The sequence below is a fragment of the Burkholderia sp. AU17457 genome (assembly GCF_002223255.1).
Lineage (GTDB): Bacteria > Pseudomonadota > Gammaproteobacteria > Burkholderiales > Burkholderiaceae > Burkholderia > Burkholderia sola.
The window spans coordinates 850,474-872,843 of record NZ_NKFB01000004.1 but is presented as its reverse complement, the minus strand read 5'-3'; the positions used below and the strand labels follow the sequence as shown (position 1 = coordinate 872,843).

The window sequence follows — 22,370 nt, the reverse complement described above, 5'->3', positions numbered from 1 at the left end:
CATGAGCGAGAACCTACTGACCATCCGCAATCTCGCGGTGAACTTCAACGGCCTGCCCGCGGTCGACCGGATCAACCTGTCGGTCGCGCCGGGCGAGGTGGTGGGCGTCGTCGGCGAATCGGGCTCGGGCAAGAGCGTGACGATGATGGCGCTGATGGGCCTGATCGACGCGCCCGGCAAGGTGACGGCCGACGAGGTCACGTTCAACGGCGTCGACCTGCTGAAGGCGTCGCCGAAGGCGCGCCGCAAGATCGTCGGCAAGGACATCGCGATGGTGTTCCAGGACGCGCTGACGAGCCTGAACCCGAGCTACACCGTCGGTTACCAGATCAAGGAAGTGCTGAAGCTGCACGAAGGGCTGCGCGGCGACGCGCTGCACCGGCGCGCGCTCGAACTGCTCGACCAGGTCGGCATTCCCGATGCGAAGAACCGCATCGCGTCGTTCCCGCACCAGATGTCGGGCGGGATGAACCAGCGCGTGATGATCGCGATGGCCGTCGCGTGCAACCCGAAGCTGCTGATCGCCGACGAGCCGACCACCGCGCTCGACGTGACGATCCAGGCGCAGATCATGGATCTGCTCGTGAAGCTGCAGAAGGAACGCGGGATGGCGCTCGTGCTGATCTCGCACGATCTGGCCGTGGTGTCGGAGGTCGCGCATCGCGTCGCGGTGATGTACGCGGGCGAGATCATCGAGACCAACCACGTGCCCGACATCTTCCGCGCGCCGCATCATCCGTACACCGAAGCGCTGCTCGCGGCGATTCCCGAGCACAATCAGGGGGCGCGTCGCCTTGCCGCATTGCCGGGCATGGTGCCGGGCCGCGATGATCGCCCGTCCGGGTGCCTGTTCGCGCCGCGCTGCAAGTACGTCGTCGACGACTGCCGCAAGGCGCGGCCGGCGCTCGACGCGCTGGTGTCGGGCAACGATGCGATGCGCGCGCGCTGCATCAAGCCGCTCAATGTTTCCAACCTCGACCTGACGGCTTTGCATGGGACCGGAGTAAGCGCTAAAGCGCAAACTCCGGTCGACAGGAGTTCACGATGAATGCAAATCAAGAAGTCCGTGCCACGTCGCACGACGAGGAAGCGGTACTGGTGGCCGACGGCCTCGCGAAACACTATTCGGTGAAACGCGGGATGTTCGGGCAGGGCACGGTGAAGGCGCTGAACGGCGTGTCGTTCTCGCTGAAGCGCGGCAAGACGCTCGCCGTCGTCGGCGAGTCGGGCTGCGGGAAGTCGACGCTCGCGCGCCAGCTGACGATGATCGAGACGCCCACCGCGGGCAGCCTCGTGATCGACGGCAAGAACGTCGCCGGCGCGAACCGCGAGACGGTCGCCGACCTGCGCCGCCGCGTGCAGATGGTGTTCCAGAACCCGTTCGCGTCGCTGAACCCGCGCAAGACCGTCGAGCAGACGCTCGCCGAGCCGCTCGAGATCAACGCGAACCTGACGGCCGCCGAGCGCGCCGCGCGCATCGCGCAGATCATGCGCACGGTTGGCCTGCGCCCCGAGCATGCGAAGCGCTATCCGCACATGTTCTCGGGCGGCCAGCGCCAGCGGGTCGCGATCGCGCGCGCGATGATCCTCGATCCGCGCATCGTCGTCGCCGACGAGCCGGTGTCCGCGCTCGACGTGTCGATCCAGGCGCAGATCCTGAACCTGTTCATGGATCTGCAGGAGCAGTTCAAGACGAGCTACGTGTTCATCTCGCACAACCTGTCGGTGGTCGAGCACGTCGCGGACGACGTGATGGTGATGTACTTCGGCAGCGTCGCCGAACTCGGCGACAAGGCGACGATCTACGCCCGGCCGCGCCATCCGTACACGCGGGCGCTGATGTCGGCGACGCCGGCGATCTTCGAGGAAGATCGCCGCGTGCAGATCAAGCTGCAGGGCGAGTTGCCGTCGCCGCTCAATCCGCCGTCGGGCTGCGCGTTCCATCAGCGCTGCCCGTACGCGATCGAGCGGTGCCGCGTCGAGGAGCCGCCATTGCGCGAAGTCGACGGCCGGCGCGTGGCCTGCCACCGCGCCGAGGAGGTCGGGGAGGAGAATGCCTGAAGCGTTGGCGGCGCGCGCGTCCGGAGTGCGCCGTGCGGGAGCCGGCGGCGCGCGCGCGATGCGCGCGTACCGCTGCGCGCGGCGCTGGAGCGTACGTACCGTCACGGGCGCGGCGCTGGCCGGCGCGTGCGTGGCGGCCAGCGTCGTGGTCCCCGTCGAACCGGCGCGCGCCGAAGGGCGCGCGCCGGCGACCTCGCCGATTCATCCGTCGCAGGCGCGGCCGTCCGGCATGAGCCTGCCGGGCTTCCATGCGCCGGCCGTGTCCGATGGCACGGTGTCGCGCGGCACCGTGCGCGTGCAGCCGGCGCGCATGCCGTTCTACGTCGCGACCCGGGGCAAGGTCACGCTCTACGTGCTCGGCACGCTGCACACGGGCGACCCGTCCGATTACCCGAGCGCGCAGCCGTTCCGGCCGCAGATCCTCGCGGCGCTCGCCGCGTCGCCGACGCTCGCGCTCGAGCTGTCGCCCGACGATCTGCTCGAATCGCAGGACGACGTGTCGAAGTACGGCGTGTGCCGCTACCCGTGCCTGCAGCGCCTGCTGCCCGAGCCGCTGTGGCAGCGGCTCGCGGCGCGCCTGCGCGGCAATCCGGCCGCGCTCGCCGAGATCCGCAAGATGCGGCCGTGGCTCGCGGCGCTCGTCGTCGAGACCTACGATTCGCTGTCGGCCGGCCTGCAGACCGAATACGGCACCGAGGCGCAACTGCAGAACGTGTTCCTGAAGCGCAAGGGCGGCCGCGTGATCGGGCTCGAGACGCTCGCCGAACAGATGCGCGCATTCACCGGGCTGACGCTCGCCGAGCAGCGCGAGATGCTCGCGCAGGACATGGTGCAGACGCCCGCGCAGAACGCCGACGACATCAAGGCGCTGCACCGGCTGTGGCGAATTGGCGACGCCGATGCGATCGCCGCGTGGGCCGTCGCGAAGAGCGAGCGGCTCGCGCGTTCGAAGGCGTTGTCGGCGTCGCTCGACAACAAGATCGTGTACGAGCGCAACCGGCGCTTCGTTGCACGGATGACGGCAATCGCCGCGCCGAACCGGCCGCTGTTCGTCGCGATCGGCGCGCTGCATCTGGGCGGCTCGCGCGGCGTGCTCGAATTGTTGCGCCAGCAAGGATACCGGGTCGACGCGAACTGATCGCGCCCGGCTGCCCGCACCGATCTTCCCCTGTTTGATCGACGTCGCGTGCCCCGCGCGAAGCGCTTGCGCGCGGGCGTCGTTCGATAAGGAAAACCCTCGAATCGTCGGAAAATAGCGTTTAAAACGATTGACATCCCGATCGGCCGATATCTATTCTTCATCCCACAAGTTGAAAAAATGAAAAGAATAGATAAGTTCTACGGGGTAGCAGAAATAAAGCGCGGGGTGAGCGTCGCCGGCACGTGAAGCACGTGCCGGCCGCGGAGAGTCTGCATGCACGGCGGGGCCAATCATCGTCGAACAACACATGCATGCAGGTCGACTTGCACATAAGCGACGTTCCGTCGTCTGACCGGGGAAGGCAGTGATCGGGCGGCGGCGGACGTTTTTTAATCCGGAATATTTTTCCGGTCACCGTCGAAAGACGGTTTCGGGGGGTGAATCGACAGACGGCGAAGCCGCGGCGATTGCGCCAACGGAAAAGCGCCACGAGGGCGCTTTTTTCTTTTGGTGCGACGAAAACGTGCGGCGCGCGCACGCAAGGTGCCGACTGCTTCGTCACGCGCCCTCGTCGGCCTGCACCGTCCCGGGCGCAACCACGTCGACGCCGGCGGCCTCGAGCGCCGCGCGGATCCGCTTCGCGAACGCCAGCGCATGCGGCCCGTCCCCATGCAGGCAGACGGTCTGCGCATTGAGCGGCACCCATTCGCCGCTCAGCGCGCGCACCTGCCGGTTGCGCACCATGTCGAGCGTGCGCGCGAGCACCGCGTCTTCATCGTCGATCAACGCGCCGGGCTGGCTGCGCGGCACCAGCGAGCCGTCCGCGCGGTAGCCGCGATCGGCGAACACTTCCTCCACCGCCGCGAGTCCCGCATGCCGCGCGGCCGCGACGAATACGCTGTTCGCAAGCCCGAACACCGCGAGCGACGGATCGAAGTCGTGGATCGCGGACACCACCGCGTCGGCGATCATCGGGTCGCGCGCGGCCTGGTTATACAGCGCGCCGTGCGGTTTCACGTGCGCGATGCGCCCGCCCTCGGCCTGCGCGATCGCCGACAGCGCGCCGAGCTGGTACAGCACGCCCGCATAGATGTCGCCCGCCGGCAGCTGCATTTCCTTGCGGCCGAAATTCTCCGGATCGTGAAAGCTCGGGTGCGCGCCGATCGACACGCCTTTCTGCACGGCCCAGCGCACGCAGTCGCGCATCGCATTCGCGCCGCCTGCATGCCAGCCGCATGCGATATTTGCCGACGTGACGAGGTCGAGCAACGCCTCGTCCGATCCGCATCCTTCGCCGAGATCGGCATTCAGATCGATTTCCATGATGTTCCTCGTCCACTGGTTGCGTGGCGCGTCTTTCGCTGCTGCTTCCGCCATTGTCACGCCGCGCGCGATTGGGCGCGGCGGCGCGCTTCCTCGCGCATCTCGATCGCGACGTCGATCTGCCGGAGGTACGCCCGTTCCGCGACGAGCGCGGCGCGCGCGGCGTCGGGCGTCGTGCGCACGAAGCGGATCGGCAGGTTGAGCCGCGCCTGCGCGAGCTTCCACAGGTCGGCGCGGATCACCGTGCCGATCTTCGGGTAGCCGCCGGTGGTCTGCGCGTCGTGCATCAGCACGATCGGCTGGCCGTTCGGCGGCACCTGGATCGTGCCGGGCAGCACCGCGTGCGACAGCAGCTCGACCGGCCGCTCGCGCACGAGCTCGGCGCCGGCGAGGCGATAGCCCATCCGGTTGCTGTTCGCGGTGACGAGCCATTCCTCGTCCCAGAACGCTTGCTGCGAATCGGCCGCGAACGACGCGTAGTCGGGGCCCGGCAGCACGCGCACGGGCATCGCCCACGGCGCATGCGCGGGGCGGTGACGGCGCGGCGGCTCGTCGACGCGCACGAACGCGCACCACGCCGGCGCCTTCACGCCGAATTCGGGCGCGTCGGCCGCGAGGCAGCCGGCGCCGGCCGGCGGCGCGCCGACCGGCAGCCGGTCGCCGTCGCGCAGCGTGCGGCCGCCGAGGCCGCCGAAGCGCGACGCGAGATCGGTGCTGCGCGAGCCGAGCATCGGCAGCACGTCGATGCCGCCCGCGATGCACAGGTAGCCGCGCATGCCGCGCTTCGCGGCCGGCAGCACGAGCGTCTGGCCGGCGTCGACCGGCAGGCTCCACCACGAATACACGGGCTTGCCGTCGAGCGTCGCGCCGAACTCGGTGCCGGTGATCGCGATGCGCGTGGCGCGCGTGAAGCGGAACGTGGCGGGGCCGATCGTGATTTCGACGGCCGCCGCGTCGGGGCGGTTGCCGACCAGCCGGTTGCCGACTTCGAGCGCGAGGCCGTCGAGCGCGCCGCCTTGCGCGACGCCGAGATGGCGCGTGCCGCGGCGCCCGAGATCCTGCACGGTCGACAGCGGGCCGGCCCGCACGACCTCGACGGTGCCCGGTGCGTTGCTCTGGGTCATCGTGCGTCGACTCCCGCAATGGTGAAGCGTACGCGGTCGCCGGGCAGCAGCAGCGTCGGCTGCGGCCGCGCCGGATCGAACAGCTGCTGCGCCGTGCGGCCGATCAGTTGCCAGCCGCCGGGCGACGTGGCCGGGTAGATGCCCGTCTGCGCGCCGCCGATGCCGACCGAGCCGGCCGGCACCTCGAGGCGCGGCGCCGCGCGGCGCGGCGTATGCAGCGACGCGTCGAGGCCGCCCAGATACGCGAAGCCCGGCTGGAATCCGACGAAGAACACGACGTAGGCGCCGGCCGCGTGGCGCGCGACGACCTCGTCGGCCGACAGGCCCGTGTGCGCGGCGACGGCGGCCAGGTCGGGGCCGGCGGCCCCGCCGTACTCGACCGGGATCTCGACCTCGCGGCCGTCCGCGTGCTCGACGTCGGCCGTCTCCCACGCATCGCGCAACGCGGGCGTGAGCGAATCGGCCGTCGCGGCGAGCGGGTCGAACACGATGGTCAGGTTGTTCATGCCGGGGACGACGTCGATCACGTCGGGCCACGCGCGCGCGGCCTCCGCCACGGCCCAGACGCGGCGCTGGCAATCGAGCGTGGCGGGCGGCGGCACCTCGCAGACGAGGGCGGCATCGCCGAGCGGATAAATGCGGGGTGGCGTCATCGGACTGGCACGGTTCGGACGGCAATGTTAGCGCACATTGTCAATAAAATATCGACAACTTCTCAATAAGCGTTTTCGCCTAGCTCGTAGGCCGGGGCTTCTGGCGTACACTCGGGCACATCCTGTCATCCGGCTTGCGCCGCCTTTCCATGAAGCGTCCTGCGACCAAGATCGTGTCATCCGAACACCTCGTTTCCGATTCGAGCGCGGAGCTGTCGGAGCTCGAATACGGGCTCATCATGGCCGGCAACGCGTTCAATCGCTGGATGGTGCGCTGCATGTCGGCGGCGGGCGCGAAGGACATGACGGCGGTCGAGGTCTCGCTGCTGCATCACGTCAGCCATCGCGAACGCAAGAAGAAGCTCGCCGACATCTGCTTCGTGCTCAATATCGAGGATACGCACGTCGCGACCTATGCGCTGAAAAAACTGATCGCCCGCGGCTATGTGAAAAGCGAGAAGAGCGGCAAGGAAGTGTTCTTCTTCGCGACCGACGCGGGCCGCGAGCTGTGCCTGAAGTACCGCGAGGTGCGCGAGCATTGCCTGATCGAGACGCTGAAGGACAGTGGCCTCACCAACGAGCAGATCGGCGACGCGGCGCAGTTGCTGCGCCACGCATCGGGTCTCTACGACACGGCCGCGCGCGCGGCGGCGTCGCTGTAAACGCGCGCGGAAACGGACGGTCGCCGCGACGCGCTCACGGCAAACCGCGACGAATCGCGGCGCCGCGCGCGCCATCATCCGGCGGCCGGATAAAGCGCACCGTCCGTGACGATCCAGCGCAGCGCGAGATCGTGCGCTTCGGCCGGCAGCGCGTCGACGCGGCACGCTTCGTACGCGATGCCGACCGTCACGGGCAGCGTGTCGCCCGGCCATGCGGCGAGCGTGCGATCGTAGTAGCCGCCGCCGTAGCCGAGCCGGTAGCGCTGCGGATCGAATCCCACGCACGGAATCAGCAAAAGATCGGGTACGACGACGATTCCCGACGCCGGCTCGGGAATCCGGTGATGGCCTTCACGCATCGGCGTGTGCGTGTCCCACGCGTGGAACGCGAGCGGCGTGTGACGCTCGCCGATCACCGGCAACGCGGCGCACCGGCCGGGCCCCGCCGCGCACCATGCGAGCACCGCCTCGCGCGCATCGAATTCGCCCGGCAGCGGCCAGTAGAACCCGACCGTGCGCGGCGCCAGACGGTCGAGCAGCGTGCGTAGCCGCGCGTCGAGCGCGGCGTTCGCGGCGGGTTGCGACGCGGCGTCGCGACGGGCGCCGGACAGCGTTTTGCGCAGTGCAACCTTCGGGTTCGGCACAGGGTTGCGTGCTATGCTTTCGGTCACTTCGTGCTCCATTCAAAACGATGTCGAACAGCCTTTTCCGAGTATATCGCGCGGTCGCGCTCGCGCTTTCGGCCGCCGCGCTCGTCGCGGGCACGGCCGCCTGCGCCGCACCGAACGACGACACGCTCGCCGGGGACGACCAGATCTTCGTGCAGCTTCGCGAAGCCGCACGCCGCAACGACGCCGCGAAGGCCGCGCAGCTCGCGTCGATGATCCCGAACTATCCGGTGCCGTCCTACGTCGAGTATTTCCAGATCAAGCCGCAGCTGTTCGATTCGACGGGCCGCGCGCGCGTCGATGCGCCGGACGCGCCCGTGCAGTCGTTCCTGCAGCGCTACGATGGCCAGGCGATCGCCGATCGCCTGCGCAACGACTACCTGCTCGTGCTCGGCGCGCGCCACGACTGGCGCAATTTCGACGACCAGTACAAGCGCTTCGTGCTCGACGACGACACGCAGGTCAAGTGCTATGCGCTCGAATCGCGCGCGGCGCGCAACGAGAACGTCGCCGACGCGGCGCGCGCGCTGCTCGTCGAGCCGAAGAACTACGGCGATGCGTGCGTCGACCTGATCACCGCGCTCACCGTCAACCAGCAGTTCACGAGCGACGACGTGTGGCAGCAGGCGCGCCTCGCGTACGAGCAGAACTACACGACGCTCGGCGGCAAGATCGTCGACGCGCTCGGCCCGCGCCCCGTTGGCTTCGACCAGGCGACGAGCGCGCCGCCGCTGTACCTCGCGCGCGGGGTCGGCGCCGACGCCGCGTCGCATCAGATCGCGCTGATCGCGCTCAGCCGCATGGCGCGCAACGATCCGGACGCCGCCGCCGGGATGCTGACGACGGTCGCGCCTTCGCTGACCAAGCAGGAGCAGGCGATCGCGTGGGGCGCGATCGGCTACCAGGGCGCGATCAAGCGCTCGCCGATGGCATCGGTCTGGTATGCGAAATCGGCGAACGCGCCGCTGTCGAACCCGGGCTACGAATGGCGCACGCGCGCCGCGCTGCTCGCCGGCAACTGGCCGATGGTGCGCTGGTCGATCGAGCAGATGCCGCCGTCGCTGCGCAACGATCCGGCGTGGATCTACTGGCATGCGCGCGCGCTCAAGCAGAGCGGCGACACGCTGCAGGCGAACCAGGAATTCGAGCAGGTCGCCGGCCAGTTCAACTTCTACGGTCAGCTGGCCGGCGAAGAACTCGGCCAGCGCACGACGATTCCGCCGCGCACGAAGGTGAGCGACGCAGAGGTCGACGCGATGGGCAAGATTCCGGGCTTCGCGCTCGCGCAACGCTTCTACGCGCTGAACCTGCGTCTCGAAGGCAATCGCGAATGGAACTGGCCGCTGCGCGGGATGACCGATCGCCAGTTGCTCGCGGCCGCCGAATACGGCAAGCGCGTCGAGCTGCTCGACCGCACGGTCAACACGGCCGACCGCACGAAAGCCGAGCACGACTTCACGCTGCGCTATCCGTCGCCGTACCGCACGACCGTCGAGCGCTATGCGCAATCGACGGGCCTCGACGTCGAGTGGGCGTACGGGCTGATCCGCCAGGAATCGCGCTTCATCATCAGCGCGCGTTCGTCGGTGGGCGCGGGCGGCCTGATGCAGCTGATGCCGGCGACGGCCCAGATGGTCGCGAAGAAGCTCGGCATGGGCGCGATCTCGCGCGCGCAGATGCACGACATCGACACCAACATCCAGCTCGGCACCTGGTATCTCGCGGACATCTACAACAACTTCGACAGCTCGCCGGTGCTCGCCACCGCCGGCTACAACGCGGGCCCGGGCCGGCCGCGCCAGTGGCGCCAGGTGTTGACGCAGCCGGTCGAAGGCGCGATCTTCGCGGAGACGATTCCGTTCAACGAGACGCGCGACTACGTGAAGAACGTGCTGTCGAACACCGTCTACTACGCGGCGCTCTTCGAGGGCAAACCGCAGTCGTTGAAGAAACGTCTAGGCATGATCTCGCCCTGATACACGAACTGCCGCGCGAGACGCGGCAGTGTTTAAGGGGCTGTTCACGCTAATAACGGGCTTGCGTTCCCCTGACTGGAAAAAATCATGAATGGGGCTGGCCGCCGGAAGGACCGATCGCTGCGTCATGCTCCTTGCGAATACGTCGAGTATTCGCTGCGTCGCAATCCTTGCGCTCGGCCCTTCTGGCGGCCAGCGCAAGCCCGTTATTAGCGTGAACAGCCCCTTAGAGGTTCCGAACATGGATCGCCAGACCGTCGCGCTGCTGGGCGGCACCGGCTTCATCGGCAGCCGGCTCGTCAATGCGCTGATCGACGCCGGCAAGCAGGTGCGGATCGGCACGCGGCGGCGCGACCACGCGCGCCACCTGCAGATGCTGCCGGTCGACATCGTCGAACTCGACGCGCTCGATACGCGCACGCTCGCGCGCTTCGTCGCCGGCGCGCACGCGGCGATCAACCTGATCGGCGTGCTGCACGGCGGCCGCGGCACGCCGTACGGGCCCGGCTTCGAGCGCGCGCACGTCGCGCTGCCGGCCGCGCTCGCGACCGCCTGCACCGAGGTCGGCGTGCGGCGCGTGCTGCACATGAGCGCGCTCGGCGCCGATTCGCACGGCGCGAGCATGTACCAGCGCTCGAAGGGCGACGGCGAAGCCGCGCTGCATGCGATCGCGGCCACCGATTCGCTCGCGCTGACGATCTTCCGTCCGTCGGTCGTGTTCGGCCCCGGCGACGCGTTCCTCAATACGTTCGCGAAGCTGCAGCGCACGGTGCCCGTGCTGCCGCTCGCGATGCCCGACGCGCGCTTCCAGCCGGTGTTCGTCGGCGACGTCGTGCGCGCGTTCGTCAACACGCTCGATCTCGTCGGCGCGCACGGCAAGACCTACGAACTCGGCGGCCCGACCGTCTACACGCTCGAGCAACTGGTGCGCTACTGCGGCACGCTGGTCGGCCGGCAGGCACGCATCGTGCGGCTGCCCGACGCGCTTGCGCGGCTGCAGGCGAGCGTGTTCGAATGCTTGCCGGGCGAGCCGGTGCTCACGCGCGACAATCTCGCGACGATGTCGGTGCCGAACGTGCTGTCGGGGCCGCTCGCGCCGGAACTCGGGCTCTCGCCCGCGAGTCTCGAAAGCATTGCGCCCGCGTATCTCGGCGAAGCGGCGACGCGCTCGCGGTTCGACTGGTTCCGCTCGCGTCGCTAATACCCGCGGGGCGCCGCCGGCCCCCGTTCTTTTCCTGTTTCGCGTTTTCCGGAACCCTGTCATGAAACTCGTCATTGGAGACAAGAACTACTCGTCGTGGTCGATGCGGCCGTGGCTGCTGCTCGCGCATTTCGGCATCCCGTTCGACGAGATCGTGGTCGAGCTGCGCCGCGACGACACGGCCGCGCGCATCCGCGAATACTCGCCGACCGGCAAGGTGCCGTGTCTGGTCGACGATCACGGCGCGGCGATCTGGGATTCGCTCGCGATCGCCGAGACGCTCGCCGAGCGCTATCCGCAATTCCCGATGTGGCCGGCCGATCCGCTCGCGCGTGCGCATGCGCGCTGCGTGTCCGCCGAGATGCATTCGGGCTTCATGGCGCTGCGCACGCAGATGGGCATGAGCATCCGCGCATCGATGCCGGGGCGCGGCGCGACGCCCGAGGCGCTTGCCGACGTCGCGCGCATCGACGCGCTGTGGAGCGAATGCATCGAGGCCTCGGGCGGGCCGTTCCTGTTCGGCGAATTCGGGATCGCCGATGCGATGTATGCGCCCGTCGTGATGCGCTTCAACACGTATGCGCCGGCGCTGTCGCCGGAGGCGGCCGGCTATGCGGCGCGGGTGACGGCGCTGCCGGCCGTGCAGCGGTGGATCGATGCCGCGCGCCGCGAAACCAACGTGATCGCCGAATACGAGCCGCAGTGATGAACATCTACGCAGTAGGCGGAGCGATCCGCGACGAATTGCTCGGCGTGCCGGTGCAGGACCGCGACTACGTGGTGGTGGGCGCGACGCCGGAGCAGATGATCGCGCAGGGCTTCCGGCCGGTGGGCAAGGATTTCCCGGTGTTCCTGCATCCGCAGACGCAGGAGGAATACGCGCTCGCGCGCACCGAACGCAAGACGGCGGCCGGCTATCACGGCTTCCAGTTCCATTACGCGCCGGACGTGACGCTCGACGAGGATCTCGCGCGGCGCGACCTGACGATCAACGCGATGGCGCGCGAGGTGAGCCCGGAAGGCGCGCTGGTCGGCCCGGTGATCGATCCGTTCGACGGGCAGGCCGACCTGCGCGCGCGCGTGTTCCGGCACGTGAGCGACGCGTTCGTCGAGGATCCGGTGCGGATCCTGCGCATCGCGCGCTTCGCCGCACGGTTCGCGGATTTCACGGTCGCGGAGGACACGCTCGCGCTGATGCGGCGGATGGTCGACGCGGGCGAGGTCGACGCGCTCGTGCCCGAGCGCGTGTGGCAGGAAATCGCGCGCGGACTGATGGAGGCGAAGCCGTCGCGGATGTTCGCGGTGCTGCGCGATTGCGGCGCGCTCGCGCGCATCCTGCCCGAGGTCGATGCGCTGTGGGGCGTGCCGCAGCGCGCCGATTACCACCCGGAAGTCGATACCGGCGTGCACGTGATGATGGTCGTCGACTACGCGGCGAAGCAGGGCTATTCGCTGGCGGTGCGCTTCGCGGCGCTCACGCACGATCTCGGCAAGGGGACCACGCCCGCGGACGTGCTGCCGCGCCACGTCGGCCACGAAAGCCGCAGCGTCGAACTGCTCAAGCCGTTGTGCGAGCGGCTGCGCGTGCCGAACGAATGCCGCGATCTCGCGCTGGTGGTCGCGCGCGAGCACGGCAACCTGCATCGCGTGATGGAGATGGGCGCGGCCGCGCTGGTGCGGCTCTTCGAGCGCAGCGACGCGCTGCGCAAGCCGGCGCGCTTCGCCGAGTTGCTGCAGGCGTGCGAGTCGGATGCGCGCGGCCGACTCGGGCTCGATGCGCAGCCGTATCCGCAGGCCGAGCGGCTGCGCGTCGCGCTCGCGGCCGCGCGCAGCGTCGATGCCGGCGCAATCGCGCGCGGCATCGGCAACGACACGGAGAAGATCAAGGAAGCCGTGCATCGCGCGCGGATCCAGGCCGTCGCGCAGGCGCTCGCGATCGGCGAGTAGGCGGCGAGTAGGCGGCACGGAACCGGGCGCGCGGCATGTGCGCCCGTCGGCCGTTACGGTTTCTTCTTGCGTGCCGGAGTCGCGGTTGCCGGGCGTTTGCCGGCGGCGGCGCGCGGTTTCGCCGAATCCTTCTTTTCGGCTGCGTCACCCTTGGACGGCCGCGTCGCGACGGCGTCGCGACCATCCCGTTCGGGCCGCGGCGCGCGGCGGCTCACGCGCGGCCCGGCGGGCTTCGACGGCCTGATTTCCGTCGTCGCGGGCGCGAACTCCGCCGAACTGTCGTCGAACAGCGGCAGCGTGCTGACGGTGATCAGCTCGGCCGGCCCGTCGCCGACATTGACCACGCGATGCCGCTTGCGCGCGTCGAAGTGCAGCGAGTCGCCCGGCGCCAGCGGGTAATTCTTCTTGCCGACCGTGTAGCAGACGCGGCCGGCCAGCACGTACACGAACTCGTCGCCGCCGTGCGCGACCCATTCCGACCGGTAGCCTCCCATCATCTGCACCTTCAGCGCGTTGATCTGGCTGCCGTCGAACGTGGTGGACAGCCGCTCGTACCACTGCGACGCGGCGTCGAGCGCATACGGCTTGCGGCTGCCCTCGTGCGAATCGGGCTGCGGCTGGCGCGGCTGCTCGATCAGCGTGCCGAGCGGCACGCCCAGCGCCTTCGCGACGTTGACGAGCGACGACAGCGAGATGCCCGTCAGATGACGCTCGACCTGCGACAGGAATCCGACCGACAGTTTCGCTTCGGTCGCCACTTCCAGCAGCGTCTTCTTCGCTTCCCGGCGCAGGCGGCGAATGCGCTGGCCGATACGCATGAGGTCTGAATCCATGAATCTCTTTCGTGGCAACGAGTCGGGGCGCGGGCGCAACGGCGGTGCGGTCGCCGGGGCGGAGGCCGGCGCATTGTACCGCGCAGCATCGCCGGACGAATTGGCGCTGTGCCGGAATCCGCAGGCCGCGTGCCGATTTTAGTCCTACGAAAATTTTGGCTTGACCTCGATTTCGGCCTGCTCTAGATTCTGTCGCGCATCAAACAAAGTTAAGTGAGACGAAAATTTCCCGAGGGCGGCCGCTGAAACCGCGGCGCGGCCCGGCCGCGCGTCGCGCCATGTGCGACCTGCGCCGCGGCGACGTGTGGTATCGGCCGGCGCGATGCCGCGACACGCCGCTAGCCGCCGACAACAATGAATAACGGGCATCCGATGATCGATCGACTGAAATACAGCTTCTCCGGCCTTCCCCCGTACGACGCGTCCGTCGCCGAGACCCAGGCCGGCCTGTCGCGCCTGCTCGATGCCGCGCGACTCGACGCGGTGGTGATCACGTCGCAGGACGAGTACGTGACCGAGTACCTGCCGCGCGGCAACAACCCGCGCTACGCGGTGTCCGGCTTCGACGGTTCGGCCGGCTGCGGGATCTTCCTGAGCGCGGCGACCGCGCAGGCGCTCGGCGTGCCGCCGTTCGTGCTGTTCGTCGACGGCCGCTATCACTTCCAGGCCGACGAGCAGTGCGATCCGGCGCGTGTGCGCGTCGAGAAGCTCGGCATCGACGTGACGATCTGGCAGGCGATGGCCGACTGGCTGGTCGCGCACGCGAGCCGGCTCGCGCGGGTCGGCTACGACGCGCGGCGGATCAGCGTCGCGCAGCGCAACCGGCTGTTCGAGCGGACGCAGGCCGCGACGCTCGACTGGGCGAGCCTCGCCGATCGCGAGATCGACCGCGCGCTCGCGCTGCCGGGCTGGAACGTCGAGCGGCCGATCTTCGAGATTCCGGCAACGATGACCGGCCTGAGCGTCGCGCAGAACCTCGACGCGCTGAACCGCCGGCTCGCCGCGCATACCGGCGCGGCCGACGGCAAGACCGCGTTCTTCACCTGCGCGTCGGACGATCTCGCGTATCTGCTGAACAGCCGCGGCTATCACATCCCGAATGCGTCGTCGCACCTCGGCTTCCTGTTCGCGATCGGCGCTCAGGTGGTGTTGTTCTTGCCGGAAGGCTGCGATCGCTGCGAGGTCGCGCTCGATTCGTATCCGGCGCTGCACGTGATCCGGCGCGACGTCGCGGCGCTCGAGCGCTTCCTCGCGCAGTTCGCAATTGACCACGTGTGCTACGGCTTCGAATCGGTGAACTGCGCGCTCGTCGACGCGGTGAGCCGCGTGTGGCCGCACGCGCGGCATGCCGATTTCAACCCGGTCGAGGCGATGCGGGCGAGCAAGACGCCGGCGGTGCTCGACCAGTTCCGCCACGCGTTCGCGCGCAGCTCCGCGGCGATCGCCGAGACGATGCGCTGGGCGAAGACCGGTGAACCGGGCGTGCGCCACACCGAGTACGACCTCGCGCGCACGATCAACGACGCATACGGCGCCCGTTCGGCGGTCGCGCTGTCGTTTCCGTCGATCGCGGCGAACGGCGCGAACAGCGCATTCGCGCATTACACGGCGGCGAGCGCCGACGTCGAGCTGACCGAAGGCGAACTCGTGCTGCTCGACAGCGGCGCGTACTACGAAGCGGGCTTCGCGACGGACTGCACGCGCGTCGTGCTGCGCCGCACGCACCCGGACACGGTCGCGCAGCCGTGGCAGCGCGAGATCTACACGGTCGCGCTGAAGGCCTGCATCAAGGGGCTCGTCACGCGCTTTCCGGCGACCGCGACGGGCGGCGACGTCGATGCGCTGGTGCGGCAGGTGTGCCGCGATCATGGCCACGATTTCGGCCACGGCACCGGGCACGGCGTCGGGATTCACGTGCACGAGGGCGGCGTGCGGTTCGCGCCGGGCGCGCGGTACGGGCTGGTGCCGAATGCGGTGATTTCGGTCGAGCCGGGCATCTACCTGCCGGGCAAGGGCGGCGTGCGGATCGAGAACATCGTGATCGTGCGGCCGGACGACGCGCAGCCCGACACCGTGACGTTCGAGAACATCGTGACGGTCGGCTACGACTGGGACCTGATCGATCTGGATCTGCTGGACGACGCCGAGCGCGCGTACCTGCGCGACTACGAGCGGCTGTGCGTGGAGCGCGGCACGCAGGTCACCGCGTGTCCGCTGCTGTAACGAAGGGAAGGAAAGGGGCGCGGCCGCCGGGCGGCCGCGCGGCGCGACGTCAGCGCGCGAGCGCCGACACGCGTCCGTCGGGGCCGTACACGCCGGCCGGCGCGGGCGCCGAGCGCAGCACCGCGAGCGCGCGCTCGTTGTAGTCCATCCGGATCCGGATCAGCATCCCGTTGTTCGCATTGGCCTGGCGCGCGCGTTCGGCGGCGTGTTGCAGCAGTTGCCAGCGGCTCGCGAGGCGCGCATCGCGCTCGGCCGCCTGATCCATGCCTTTCTTGCCGGCCGGAAAGCCGAGTGCGGAAAGCTGCGTGTCGCGCGTGCGTTCGAGCTGCGCGAGCCGGTCGATCAGTTCGCTTTTCTTCTCGACGATGCCGGGCAGCATCTCGAGCGGCTCGGCCGTCGTCAGCGCCTTTTCCTCGTAGACGAGCAGGGACGCGAACGCCTCGATCGTCGCGTGTTCGTCGTTGACCGTGGCCAGCAGCTCTTCTCTCATCGCGTCATGCTCGTCGCGCCGGTGCGTGCGGTGTCGCGCGCGCCGGCAAACCGGGTGACCCGGCCACGAGGCCGGGGCTTAGCCCTGCGGGCGCTGCTGCTGCAGCAGTTCGCGGGCGGTGTTCAATACGCCGTCGGCAATCTTGTTCGCGTCGATCGTCAGCGTGCCGTCCTTCAGCGCGTCCTTGATCGACTGGACGAGACCCGTGTCGATATCGGCGTCGCCCGACGCGGATACCGACCGCAACTGGCCGGACAGACCCGACAGGTTCACGTTCGTGTCGCCGCCGGTCGATCCTGCGTCGGCGGCCTGCGCGGACGACTGGGCCGTGCCGGACGGCGCACGGGCCGCGCCGTTGCCGGTCGGCGCGAGGGGGCTCGGTTTCGGAGTGGAATCGATCTTCACGATGGGTTTCCTGTACGGTTTGACCCAGATAACGGCCGGGTCGGCCCGAACTTTAGCATCGCGAGCCCGAAATGCTCCGAATAAACAATTCTTTACATTTTTGCGGCAGATCCGTCCCTACAGCGGAATTTCGACGGTGCCGGCGTCCTTGACGATCGCCGTGACGATCTGCCCGGCCGCCATCCGCACCCGTACCGACTGGCCGGGCGCCGCATTCGCGAGCACGCTGCCCTCGGCCGAAATCGTGAAGCCGGGGCCGGCCGCGACGACCCGCACGGTCTGGCCGGCCGACACCGACGCCGCGCTCTTCAGCATGTCCTGCCGCAGCGGCAGCCCGGCCGAGATGCGCGCGAGCGCGGTCGCGCCGACGGCCTGCGCCGGATCGGTGATCACCGCGAGCGGCAGCACCGTCAGGTCGCCGTCGCGGGCGACCAGGTCGGCGGCGGAGAGCGGCTCGCCGGGCGCGATCTGGCGCGCGGCGACGTAATAGGTGGCCTGCACGGCGACCTTCGCCTGCAGGTAGACGGTCCACGGCCGCTCGCCCGCGCAGCGCACGCCGACCGTCGTGCGGCCCCACAGGCGTGCGCCGGTCGGCAAGAACGGTTCGAGCGTCGTGCAGGCGGCGAGCCCGCGCGGAAAGGCGGTCGTGACCGTCGCGGTGCTCTTGCCGGGCAGCCCGGCGATCTGCTGCTGCAGGAACGCGAGCGCCGCGCGCCGGATCGTTTCGGGGTCTTGCTGGCCGGGCGGCGTCGCGGGCTGGGGCGAGGCGGCAGCCGGGGCCGGCGTCGGGTTGGCGGAAGCGGCCGCCGTGCGTGCCGCCGCGGCGACCGACGCGGCACGGGCCGCCGCGAGGCGGGCCGAGGCTGCCGATTGCGGCGCCGGCCGCGCGAAAGCCGATGCAGGCTCGGCCGTGCCGGCGACGACCGTCGCGACGGCGGCGGGGTCCGCCGCGCGCGGCGGCGCGCCGTACCCGGCGTTCGCGCGAGCGGCTGCGTAGACGGGCAGCGGCGCGGAAGCCGGCGGCGGGACGCTCGTCACGACCATCGCGCCGGTCGATTGCGCTGTGTAGCCGCCGGCGACCGCGGCGCTCGTCGCGCCGGTCGCACGCGGCGCACCCGAAGTCGACGCGATCCCCGCATTCCCGCCGAACTGCCCGCCGCTCGCCGCATTGGCGTGCGCGAGCGCGGTTTCGGCCGTCTCGCCGCGCCCGGGAATCACGATCATCCCGTCGTCGGCGCGCACGGCGGGCGCGGCGATCCACAGCGCCGCGGCGAGCGCGAACGCACGCCGGACGTGCGTGAGCCGCCCGTTCCTGTCGCGAAGTGCGCCGCCCGTCATCGCCATGCCCCCGATCCGTTGTTCCGCTTCGCATTCTAGGGAGCCGGGGCGTCGCGCAAACGATGAATAGAGGGGGCCTTTGCCGCGTTATTCGCCCGATTGCCGGTTGCGTCCCGCGCCTACCATCGCTGTCATGGAAAAAAGCCTCTCGGGTCGCCATCCGGTGCGAGGGGCGTGCAGCGCTTCATACGGAGAGACGCACACATGCTGGACAAACTCGATGCGGAATTCGCGTTCGGCCGACAGGCGCTCGACGTGCGCGCCTATCGGCAGGAACTGCTGTCGTCGAACATCGCGAACGCCGACACGCCCGGCTACCAGGCCCGCGACGTCGATTTCGCGTCGACGCTCGCGCGCTCGCTGAAGCAGACGAGCGGCGCCCTCGCGCCCAGCAACGCCGCGCAATTGCCGATGGCGCAGCCGGCCGGCGTGACGAGCGGCATGTCGATGGTGTCGACGGCGGCGGGCCACATGGCCGGCACCGCGAAGCTGATCCCGACCGGCGGCCCGTCGGACGACTACGGCCGCGCGCAATACCGGATGCCGCTGCAGCCGTCGCTCGACGGCAACACGGTCGATCTCGACGTCGAGCGCGTGCAGTTCGCGAACAACGCGCTGCACTACGAAACCGGGATGACCGTGATGACCCAGCAGATCAAGGCGATGATCGCCGCGATCACGACGAACTCGTAACGAACTCGTAAGCGCCGCTTCCGAATCCGGAACCCAGCACAAGGAGCCTCCATGCCTTCGTTGATGAACATCTTCGGCGTCGCCGGTTCGGCGCTGTCCGCGCAATCGCAGCGCCTGAACGTGACCGCGTCGAACCTCGCGAACGCCGACAGCGCGACCGGCCCCGACGGCAAGCCGTACAAGGCCAAGCAGGTCGTGTTCGCGACCGATCCGCTCGGCGGCGCGCGCAGTGCGTCCGGCCAGGGCGTGGGCGGCGTGCGCGTGACCAAGGTGATGGACGACCCGTCGCCGATGAAATCGACCTACGACCCGGCGAACCCGGCCGCCGACGCGAACGGCTACGTGCAGATGCCGAACGTCGACCCGGTGCAGGAGATGGTGAACATGATCTCGGCGTCGCGCTCGTACCAGGCCAACGTCGAGACGCTGAACACCGCGAAGACGCTGATGCTCAAGACACTGACGATCGGCTCGTAAGCCGCGCGCCGCCCGACTTACCGAACCGACAGTTCCGACAGAAGGCCAACAGGATGACTTCCTCCAACACGACGATCGGCGGCAACGGCACCAACGTGTCGACGCTGCCGACCGACACGATGAACACCAACAACGTGTCGTCGACCAACGGCACGTCGGCGAGCGACCTGCAGGCGACGTTCCTGAAGCTGCTCGTCACGCAGTTGCAGAACCAGGATCCGACCAGCCCGGTGGACAGCTCGCAGATGACGTCGCAGCTCGCGCAGATCAACACGGTGAGCGGCATCGCGCAGCTGAACACGTCGCTCACGTCGCTGTCGACGCAGCTCGCGGCCGGCCAGCAGACGCAGGCCGCGCTGCTGATCGGCACGAACGTGCTCGCGCCGGGCAATGCGGTCGCGGTGAAGAGCGGCGCGGCGTCGCCGTTCGGCGTGTCGCTCGCGAGCTCGGTGTCGAACCTGACGATCACCGTGAAGAACTCGGCGGGCGCCGTCGTGAACACGATCAACGCGGGCGCGCAGTCGGCCGGCACGGTGCCGTTCAACTGGACGCCGACCGACGCGGCCGGCAACGCGCTGCCGGACGGCAAGTACACGGTCAGCGCGTCGTACACCGACAGCAACGGCACGCCGCACGCGGCCACGACGCTCGCGGCCGCGACGGTGCAGAGCGTGGTCAAGCAGGCGGACGGAACCGCGGGGCTCGTGCTGTCGAACGGCACGACGGTGGGGCTCACCCAGGTTGCGTCGATCTTCCCGAACACGAAGTCGTCGTCGTCCGGCGACACCACCACCAACTGATCGAGCTTTCTCGTCACGGAGAACGAAATGGGTTATCAACAGGGTCTGAGCGGCCTCGCCGGCGCATCGAACGCGCTGGACGTGATCGGCAACAACATCGCGAACGCGAACACGGTCGGCTTCAAGTCGAGCACCGCGCAGTTCGCCGACATGTACGCGAACTCGGTCGCGACGTCGGTCAACACGCAGATCGGCATCGGCACGTCGCTGAACTCGGTGCAGCAGAACTTCGGGCAGGGCACGATCAATACGACGAACTCGTCGCTCGACGTCGCGATCAACGGCAACGGCTTCTTCCAGATGTCGAATAACGGCGTGACGACGTACTCGCGCGACGGCACGTTCCAGCGCGACAAGAACGGCTTCATCGTCGACGCGCAGGGCCGTAACCTGATGGGCTACGCGGCCAACGCGGGCGGCGTGATCAACACCGCGCAGACCGTGCCGCTGCAGGCGCCGACCAACAACATCGCGCCGACCGCGACGACCAAGATCATCGGCCAGTTCAACCTGAACTCGCAGGACACGGTGCCGACCAAGACGCCGTTCAGCGCGACCGACAACACGACGTACAACTACTCGACCGCGATCCAGGTGTACGACTCGCTCGGCGGCTCGCAGGCGGTCAACATGTATTTCGTGAAGTCGGCGGCCGGCACGTGGGAAGCGTACGCGGGCGTCCAGGGCGGCGCGACGACCGATCTCGGCACGATCACGTTCGATACGTCGGGCGCGATCAAGAGCACGACGACGGGCACGCCGGCCGCGCCGACCGCGTCGCTCGGCCAGTTCCAGTTCACCGTGCCGAACACCGACGGCTCGGCGACGCCGCAGGCGCTGACGCTCGACCTGACCGGCACGACGCAGTACGGCGGCAAGGACGGCGTGAACAATCTCGCGCAGGACGGCTACGCGAGCGGCAGGCTCACCACTTACTCGATCGGCGCCGACGGCAAGCTGACCGGCAACTACTCGAACGGCCAGACCGCCGTGCTCGGCCAGATCGCGCTCGCGAACTTCAACAACCCGAACGGGCTGGTGAACCTCGGCGGCAACCAGTACGCCGAATCGTCGGCGTCGGGCGTGCCGCAGGTGTCGGCGCCGGGCAGCACGAACCACGGCACGCTGCAGGGCAGCGCACTGGAGAACTCGAACGTCGACCTGACCTCGCAGCTCGTCAACCTGATCACCGCGCAGCGCAACTACCAGGCGAACGCGCAGACGATCAAGACGCAGCAGACCGTCGACCAGACGCTCATCAACCTGTAAGCGCGGACAACCGGCAGCCATGGACCGACTGATCTATACGGCGATGACGGGCGCGTCGCAGTCGCTCGACCAGCAGGCGATCGTCGCGAACAACCTCGCGAACGCGTCGACGACGGGTTTTCGCGCGCAGCTCGCGACGTATCGCGCGGTGCCGATGAATTTCGGCGACGGCAGCAACATCGACCCGACGACGACGCGCACCTACGTGCTCGCGTCGACGCCCGGCGCCGATTACGCGCCGGGTCCGATCACGCGCACCGGCAATCCGCTCGACGTCGCGGTGCAGGGCGCGGGCTGGCTGTCGGTGCAGACGGCCGACGGCGGCGAGGCGTACACGCGCGCCGGCAACCTGCACGTCGACGAGAACGGCCAGCTCGTCAACGCGAGCAACCTGCCGGTGGTCGGCAACGGCGGCCCGATCTCGGTCCCGCCGAACGCGGAAGTGACGATCGGCAAGGACGGCACGGTGTCCGCGCTGATGCCGGGCGACCCGCCGACCGCGGTCGCGATCGTCGACCAGATGAAGCTCGTCAATCCCGATCCGGCCACGCTCACGCGCGGCAACGACGGGCTGTTCCGCACCGCCGACGGCAATCCGGCCGACGCCGACCCGAACGTGGTCGTCACGCCGAATTCGATCGAAGGCAGCAACGTGAACCCGGTGACCGCGATGGTCGCGATGATCGACAACGCACGGGCGTTCCAGCTGCAGTCGAAGCTGATCCAGACGGCCGACCAGAACGAGCAGACGGCGAACCAGCTGCTCAACTTCAGCTGAGCGATAGGGTCTGTTTACCTATGGAACGCACATGCGAATGCCCGAAATCGCTCGTAGGGCAAGAAGTGAGGAGCGCCGTTTGGCCGCGCCAAACAAGCGACGAGCGACGCCGCCATACGGGCGATTTCGGGCATTCCCGTGACATGATTTTTAATTTGGGGTTGCCACGAGAACGGCCGCTCGCCGCGTTGCGCTCCTTGCGAATACGTCCAGTATTCGCGGCGTCGCGCGCCTCGCGAGCGGCCGTTCTCGTGGCAACGCATGCGCGTTCCATAGGTAAACAGACCCTATGCCACCCCACGCAGGAG

At 68.9% G+C, this 22,370-nt stretch carries 22 protein-coding genes; 14 read left to right on the top strand and 8 right to left on the bottom strand.

The genetic code is table 11. From position 1 onward, the window contains the following. Position 1 precedes the first annotated feature (1 nt). Genes CFB49_RS16450 through CFB49_RS16440 form a run of 3 tightly spaced genes read left to right on the top strand, consistent with a single transcriptional unit; the run spans position 2 to position 3,199 of the window. Positions 2 to 1,048, top strand: a complete 1,047-nt coding sequence (locus tag CFB49_RS16450) for an ABC transporter ATP-binding protein (protein WP_089491769.1) — start codon at positions 2 to 4, stop codon at positions 1,046 to 1,048. Beyond that, the gene (locus CFB49_RS16445) at positions 1,045 to 2,061 is read left to right on the top strand and encodes a peptide ABC transporter ATP-binding protein (protein WP_089491768.1); all 1,017 of its coding nucleotides are present in this window, start codon (positions 1,045 to 1,047) and stop codon (positions 2,059 to 2,061) included. Before CFB49_RS16450 ends, CFB49_RS16445 begins: the two co-directional genes overlap by 4 nt. Continuing rightward, on the top strand, positions 2,054 to 3,199 hold the full coding sequence (locus CFB49_RS16440; protein ID WP_069620991.1) for a TraB/GumN family protein: 1,146 nt from the start codon (positions 2,054 to 2,056) through the stop codon (positions 3,197 to 3,199). Before CFB49_RS16445 ends, CFB49_RS16440 begins: the two co-directional genes overlap by 8 nt. A 561-nt stretch (positions 3,200 to 3,760) precedes the next feature. On the opposite strand, the gene pxpA is transcribed toward CFB49_RS16440, so the two are convergent. Genes pxpA through pxpB form a run of 3 tightly spaced genes read right to left on the bottom strand, consistent with a single transcriptional unit; the run spans position 3,761 to position 6,302 of the window. Next, entirely contained in the window at positions 3,761 to 4,525 is a 765-nt protein-coding gene (gene pxpA / locus CFB49_RS16435) for a 5-oxoprolinase subunit PxpA (protein ID WP_069620992.1), read from the bottom strand. Positions 4,526 to 4,581: 56 nt separating this feature from the next. After that, complete coding sequence (locus tag CFB49_RS16430; protein WP_069620993.1) at positions 4,582 to 5,649, bottom strand: biotin-dependent carboxyltransferase family protein; 1,068 nt, start codon at positions 5,647 to 5,649, stop codon at positions 4,582 to 4,584. Further along, positions 5,646 to 6,302, bottom strand: a complete 657-nt coding sequence (gene pxpB, locus CFB49_RS16425; RefSeq protein WP_089491767.1) for a 5-oxoprolinase subunit PxpB — start codon at positions 6,300 to 6,302, stop codon at positions 5,646 to 5,648. Before pxpB ends, CFB49_RS16430 begins: the two co-directional genes overlap by 4 nt. Before the next feature lie 149 nt (positions 6,303 to 6,451). Here pxpB and CFB49_RS16420 point away from each other — a divergent pair, with 149 nt between their 5' ends. Next, positions 6,452 to 6,964 (top strand): winged helix DNA-binding protein, encoded by a 513-nt coding sequence (locus CFB49_RS16420; RefSeq protein ID WP_044847863.1) that lies wholly within the window; start codon positions 6,452 to 6,454, stop codon positions 6,962 to 6,964. Positions 6,965 to 7,038: 74 nt separating this feature from the next. On the opposite strand, the gene CFB49_RS16415 is transcribed toward CFB49_RS16420, so the two are convergent. After that, positions 7,039 to 7,647 (bottom strand): 5-formyltetrahydrofolate cyclo-ligase, encoded by a 609-nt coding sequence (locus CFB49_RS16415; RefSeq protein ID WP_069620995.1) that lies wholly within the window; start codon positions 7,645 to 7,647, stop codon positions 7,039 to 7,041. 8 nt (positions 7,648 to 7,655) lie between these two features. Here CFB49_RS16415 and CFB49_RS16410 point away from each other — a divergent pair, with 8 nt between their 5' ends. From CFB49_RS16410 to CFB49_RS16395, 4 genes are all read left to right on the top strand, one after another. Beyond that, the gene (locus CFB49_RS16410) at positions 7,656 to 9,608 is read left to right on the top strand and encodes a lytic transglycosylase domain-containing protein (RefSeq protein WP_089435748.1); all 1,953 of its coding nucleotides are present in this window, start codon (positions 7,656 to 7,658) and stop codon (positions 9,606 to 9,608) included. A gap of 241 nt (positions 9,609 to 9,849) precedes the next feature. Further along, positions 9,850 to 10,809: a complex I NDUFA9 subunit family protein gene (locus tag CFB49_RS16405; RefSeq protein ID WP_089491766.1), complete on the top strand. Its 960-nt coding sequence runs from the start codon at positions 9,850 to 9,852 to the stop codon at positions 10,807 to 10,809. 61 nt (positions 10,810 to 10,870) lie between these two features. After that, positions 10,871 to 11,515, top strand: a complete 645-nt coding sequence (locus CFB49_RS16400) for a glutathione S-transferase family protein (protein WP_069620998.1) — start codon at positions 10,871 to 10,873, stop codon at positions 11,513 to 11,515. Then, the gene (locus tag CFB49_RS16395; protein ID WP_089491765.1) at positions 11,515 to 12,756 is read left to right on the top strand and encodes a multifunctional CCA addition/repair protein; all 1,242 of its coding nucleotides are present in this window, start codon (positions 11,515 to 11,517) and stop codon (positions 12,754 to 12,756) included. Before CFB49_RS16400 ends, CFB49_RS16395 begins: the two co-directional genes overlap by 1 nt. A 53-nt stretch (positions 12,757 to 12,809) precedes the next feature. Here the strand turns inward: CFB49_RS16395 and CFB49_RS16390 are convergent, their stop codons facing one another. Further along, positions 12,810 to 13,589 (bottom strand): helix-turn-helix domain-containing protein, encoded by a 780-nt coding sequence (locus CFB49_RS16390; RefSeq protein WP_089491764.1) that lies wholly within the window; start codon positions 13,587 to 13,589, stop codon positions 12,810 to 12,812. Between the two features lie 372 nt (positions 13,590 to 13,961). On the opposite strand from CFB49_RS16390, the gene CFB49_RS16385 reads away from it, so the two are divergent. After that, a complete protein-coding gene (locus CFB49_RS16385; protein WP_089491850.1) occupies positions 13,962 to 15,812 on the top strand; it encodes a M24 family metallopeptidase in 1,851 nt (616 codons plus the stop codon). Between the two features lie 49 nt (positions 15,813 to 15,861). Here CFB49_RS16385 and CFB49_RS16380 read toward each other — a convergent pair whose 3' ends face one another. The 3 genes from CFB49_RS16380 to flgA all read right to left on the bottom strand — a co-directional run bounded on the left by CFB49_RS16380 (position 15,862) and on the right by flgA (position 18,045). Then, entirely contained in the window at positions 15,862 to 16,302 is a 441-nt protein-coding gene (locus tag CFB49_RS16380; RefSeq protein WP_089491763.1) for a flagella synthesis protein FlgN, read from the bottom strand. A 78-nt stretch (positions 16,303 to 16,380) separates the two neighbouring features. Further along, on the bottom strand, positions 16,381 to 16,707 hold the full coding sequence (flgM, locus tag CFB49_RS16375) for a flagellar biosynthesis anti-sigma factor FlgM (RefSeq protein WP_069621003.1): 327 nt from the start codon (positions 16,705 to 16,707) through the stop codon (positions 16,381 to 16,383). Positions 16,708 to 16,824: 117 nt separating this feature from the next. Beyond that, complete coding sequence (gene flgA, locus CFB49_RS16370) at positions 16,825 to 18,045, bottom strand: flagellar basal body P-ring formation chaperone FlgA (RefSeq protein ID WP_089491849.1); 1,221 nt, start codon at positions 18,043 to 18,045, stop codon at positions 16,825 to 16,827. Positions 18,046 to 18,249: 204 nt separating this feature from the next. Between flgA and flgB the strand changes: the two genes are divergently transcribed. The 5 genes from flgB to flgF are packed head-to-tail and all read left to right on the top strand — an operon-like array spanning position 18,250 to position 22,062. Further along, complete coding sequence (gene flgB, locus CFB49_RS16365; RefSeq protein WP_069621004.1) at positions 18,250 to 18,738, top strand: flagellar basal body rod protein FlgB; 489 nt, start codon at positions 18,250 to 18,252, stop codon at positions 18,736 to 18,738. 51 nt (positions 18,739 to 18,789) lie between these two features. Then, positions 18,790 to 19,215, top strand: coding sequence for a flagellar basal body rod protein FlgC (gene flgC / locus CFB49_RS16360; protein WP_027785673.1), 426 nt, complete (start codon positions 18,790 to 18,792; stop codon positions 19,213 to 19,215). A 53-nt stretch (positions 19,216 to 19,268) separates the two neighbouring features. Further along, on the top strand, positions 19,269 to 20,015 hold the full coding sequence (locus CFB49_RS16355; protein ID WP_089435744.1) for a flagellar hook assembly protein FlgD: 747 nt from the start codon (positions 19,269 to 19,271) through the stop codon (positions 20,013 to 20,015). A 27-nt stretch (positions 20,016 to 20,042) separates the two neighbouring features. Then, on the top strand, positions 20,043 to 21,284 hold the full coding sequence (flgE, locus tag CFB49_RS16350; RefSeq protein ID WP_069621006.1) for a flagellar hook protein FlgE: 1,242 nt from the start codon (positions 20,043 to 20,045) through the stop codon (positions 21,282 to 21,284). A 19-nt stretch (positions 21,285 to 21,303) separates the two neighbouring features. Beyond that, a complete protein-coding gene (flgF, locus tag CFB49_RS16345) occupies positions 21,304 to 22,062 on the top strand; it encodes a flagellar basal-body rod protein FlgF (protein ID WP_050014265.1) in 759 nt (252 codons plus the stop codon). Positions 22,063 to 22,370 lie beyond the last annotated feature (308 nt).

Coding starts and splice junctions, on each gene's coding strand:
- CFB49_RS16450 (WP_089491769.1), top strand. CDS start 2: ATGAGCGAGAACCTACTGACCATCCGCAATCTCGCGGTGAACTTCAAC.
- CFB49_RS16445 (WP_089491768.1), top strand. CDS start 1,045: ATGAATGCAAATCAAGAAGTCCGTGCCACGTCGCACGACGAGGAAGCG.
- CFB49_RS16440 (WP_069620991.1), top strand. CDS start 2,054: ATGCCTGAAGCGTTGGCGGCGCGCGCGTCCGGAGTGCGCCGTGCGGGA.
- pxpA (WP_069620992.1), bottom strand. CDS start 4,525: ATGGAAATCGATCTGAATGCCGATCTCGGCGAAGGATGCGGATCGGAC.
- CFB49_RS16430 (WP_069620993.1), bottom strand. CDS start 5,649: ATGACCCAGAGCAACGCACCGGGCACCGTCGAGGTCGTGCGGGCCGGC.
- pxpB (WP_089491767.1), bottom strand. CDS start 6,302: ATGACGCCACCCCGCATTTATCCGCTCGGCGATGCCGCCCTCGTCTGC.
- CFB49_RS16420 (WP_044847863.1), top strand. CDS start 6,452: ATGAAGCGTCCTGCGACCAAGATCGTGTCATCCGAACACCTCGTTTCC.
- CFB49_RS16415 (WP_069620995.1), bottom strand. CDS start 7,647: ATGGAGCACGAAGTGACCGAAAGCATAGCACGCAACCCTGTGCCGAAC.
- CFB49_RS16410 (WP_089435748.1), top strand. CDS start 7,656: ATGTCGAACAGCCTTTTCCGAGTATATCGCGCGGTCGCGCTCGCGCTT.
- CFB49_RS16405 (WP_089491766.1), top strand. CDS start 9,850: ATGGATCGCCAGACCGTCGCGCTGCTGGGCGGCACCGGCTTCATCGGC.
- CFB49_RS16400 (WP_069620998.1), top strand. CDS start 10,871: ATGAAACTCGTCATTGGAGACAAGAACTACTCGTCGTGGTCGATGCGG.
- CFB49_RS16395 (WP_089491765.1), top strand. CDS start 11,515: ATGAACATCTACGCAGTAGGCGGAGCGATCCGCGACGAATTGCTCGGC.
- CFB49_RS16390 (WP_089491764.1), bottom strand. CDS start 13,589: ATGGATTCAGACCTCATGCGTATCGGCCAGCGCATTCGCCGCCTGCGC.
- CFB49_RS16385 (WP_089491850.1), top strand. CDS start 13,962: ATGATCGATCGACTGAAATACAGCTTCTCCGGCCTTCCCCCGTACGAC.
- CFB49_RS16380 (WP_089491763.1), bottom strand. CDS start 16,302: ATGAGAGAAGAGCTGCTGGCCACGGTCAACGACGAACACGCGACGATC.
- flgA (WP_089491849.1), bottom strand. CDS start 18,045: ATGACGGGCGGCGCACTTCGCGACAGGAACGGGCGGCTCACGCACGTC.
- flgB (WP_069621004.1), top strand. CDS start 18,250: ATGCTGGACAAACTCGATGCGGAATTCGCGTTCGGCCGACAGGCGCTC.
- flgC (WP_027785673.1), top strand. CDS start 18,790: ATGCCTTCGTTGATGAACATCTTCGGCGTCGCCGGTTCGGCGCTGTCC.
- CFB49_RS16355 (WP_089435744.1), top strand. CDS start 19,269: ATGACTTCCTCCAACACGACGATCGGCGGCAACGGCACCAACGTGTCG.
- flgE (WP_069621006.1), top strand. CDS start 20,043: ATGGGTTATCAACAGGGTCTGAGCGGCCTCGCCGGCGCATCGAACGCG.
- flgF (WP_050014265.1), top strand. CDS start 21,304: ATGGACCGACTGATCTATACGGCGATGACGGGCGCGTCGCAGTCGCTC.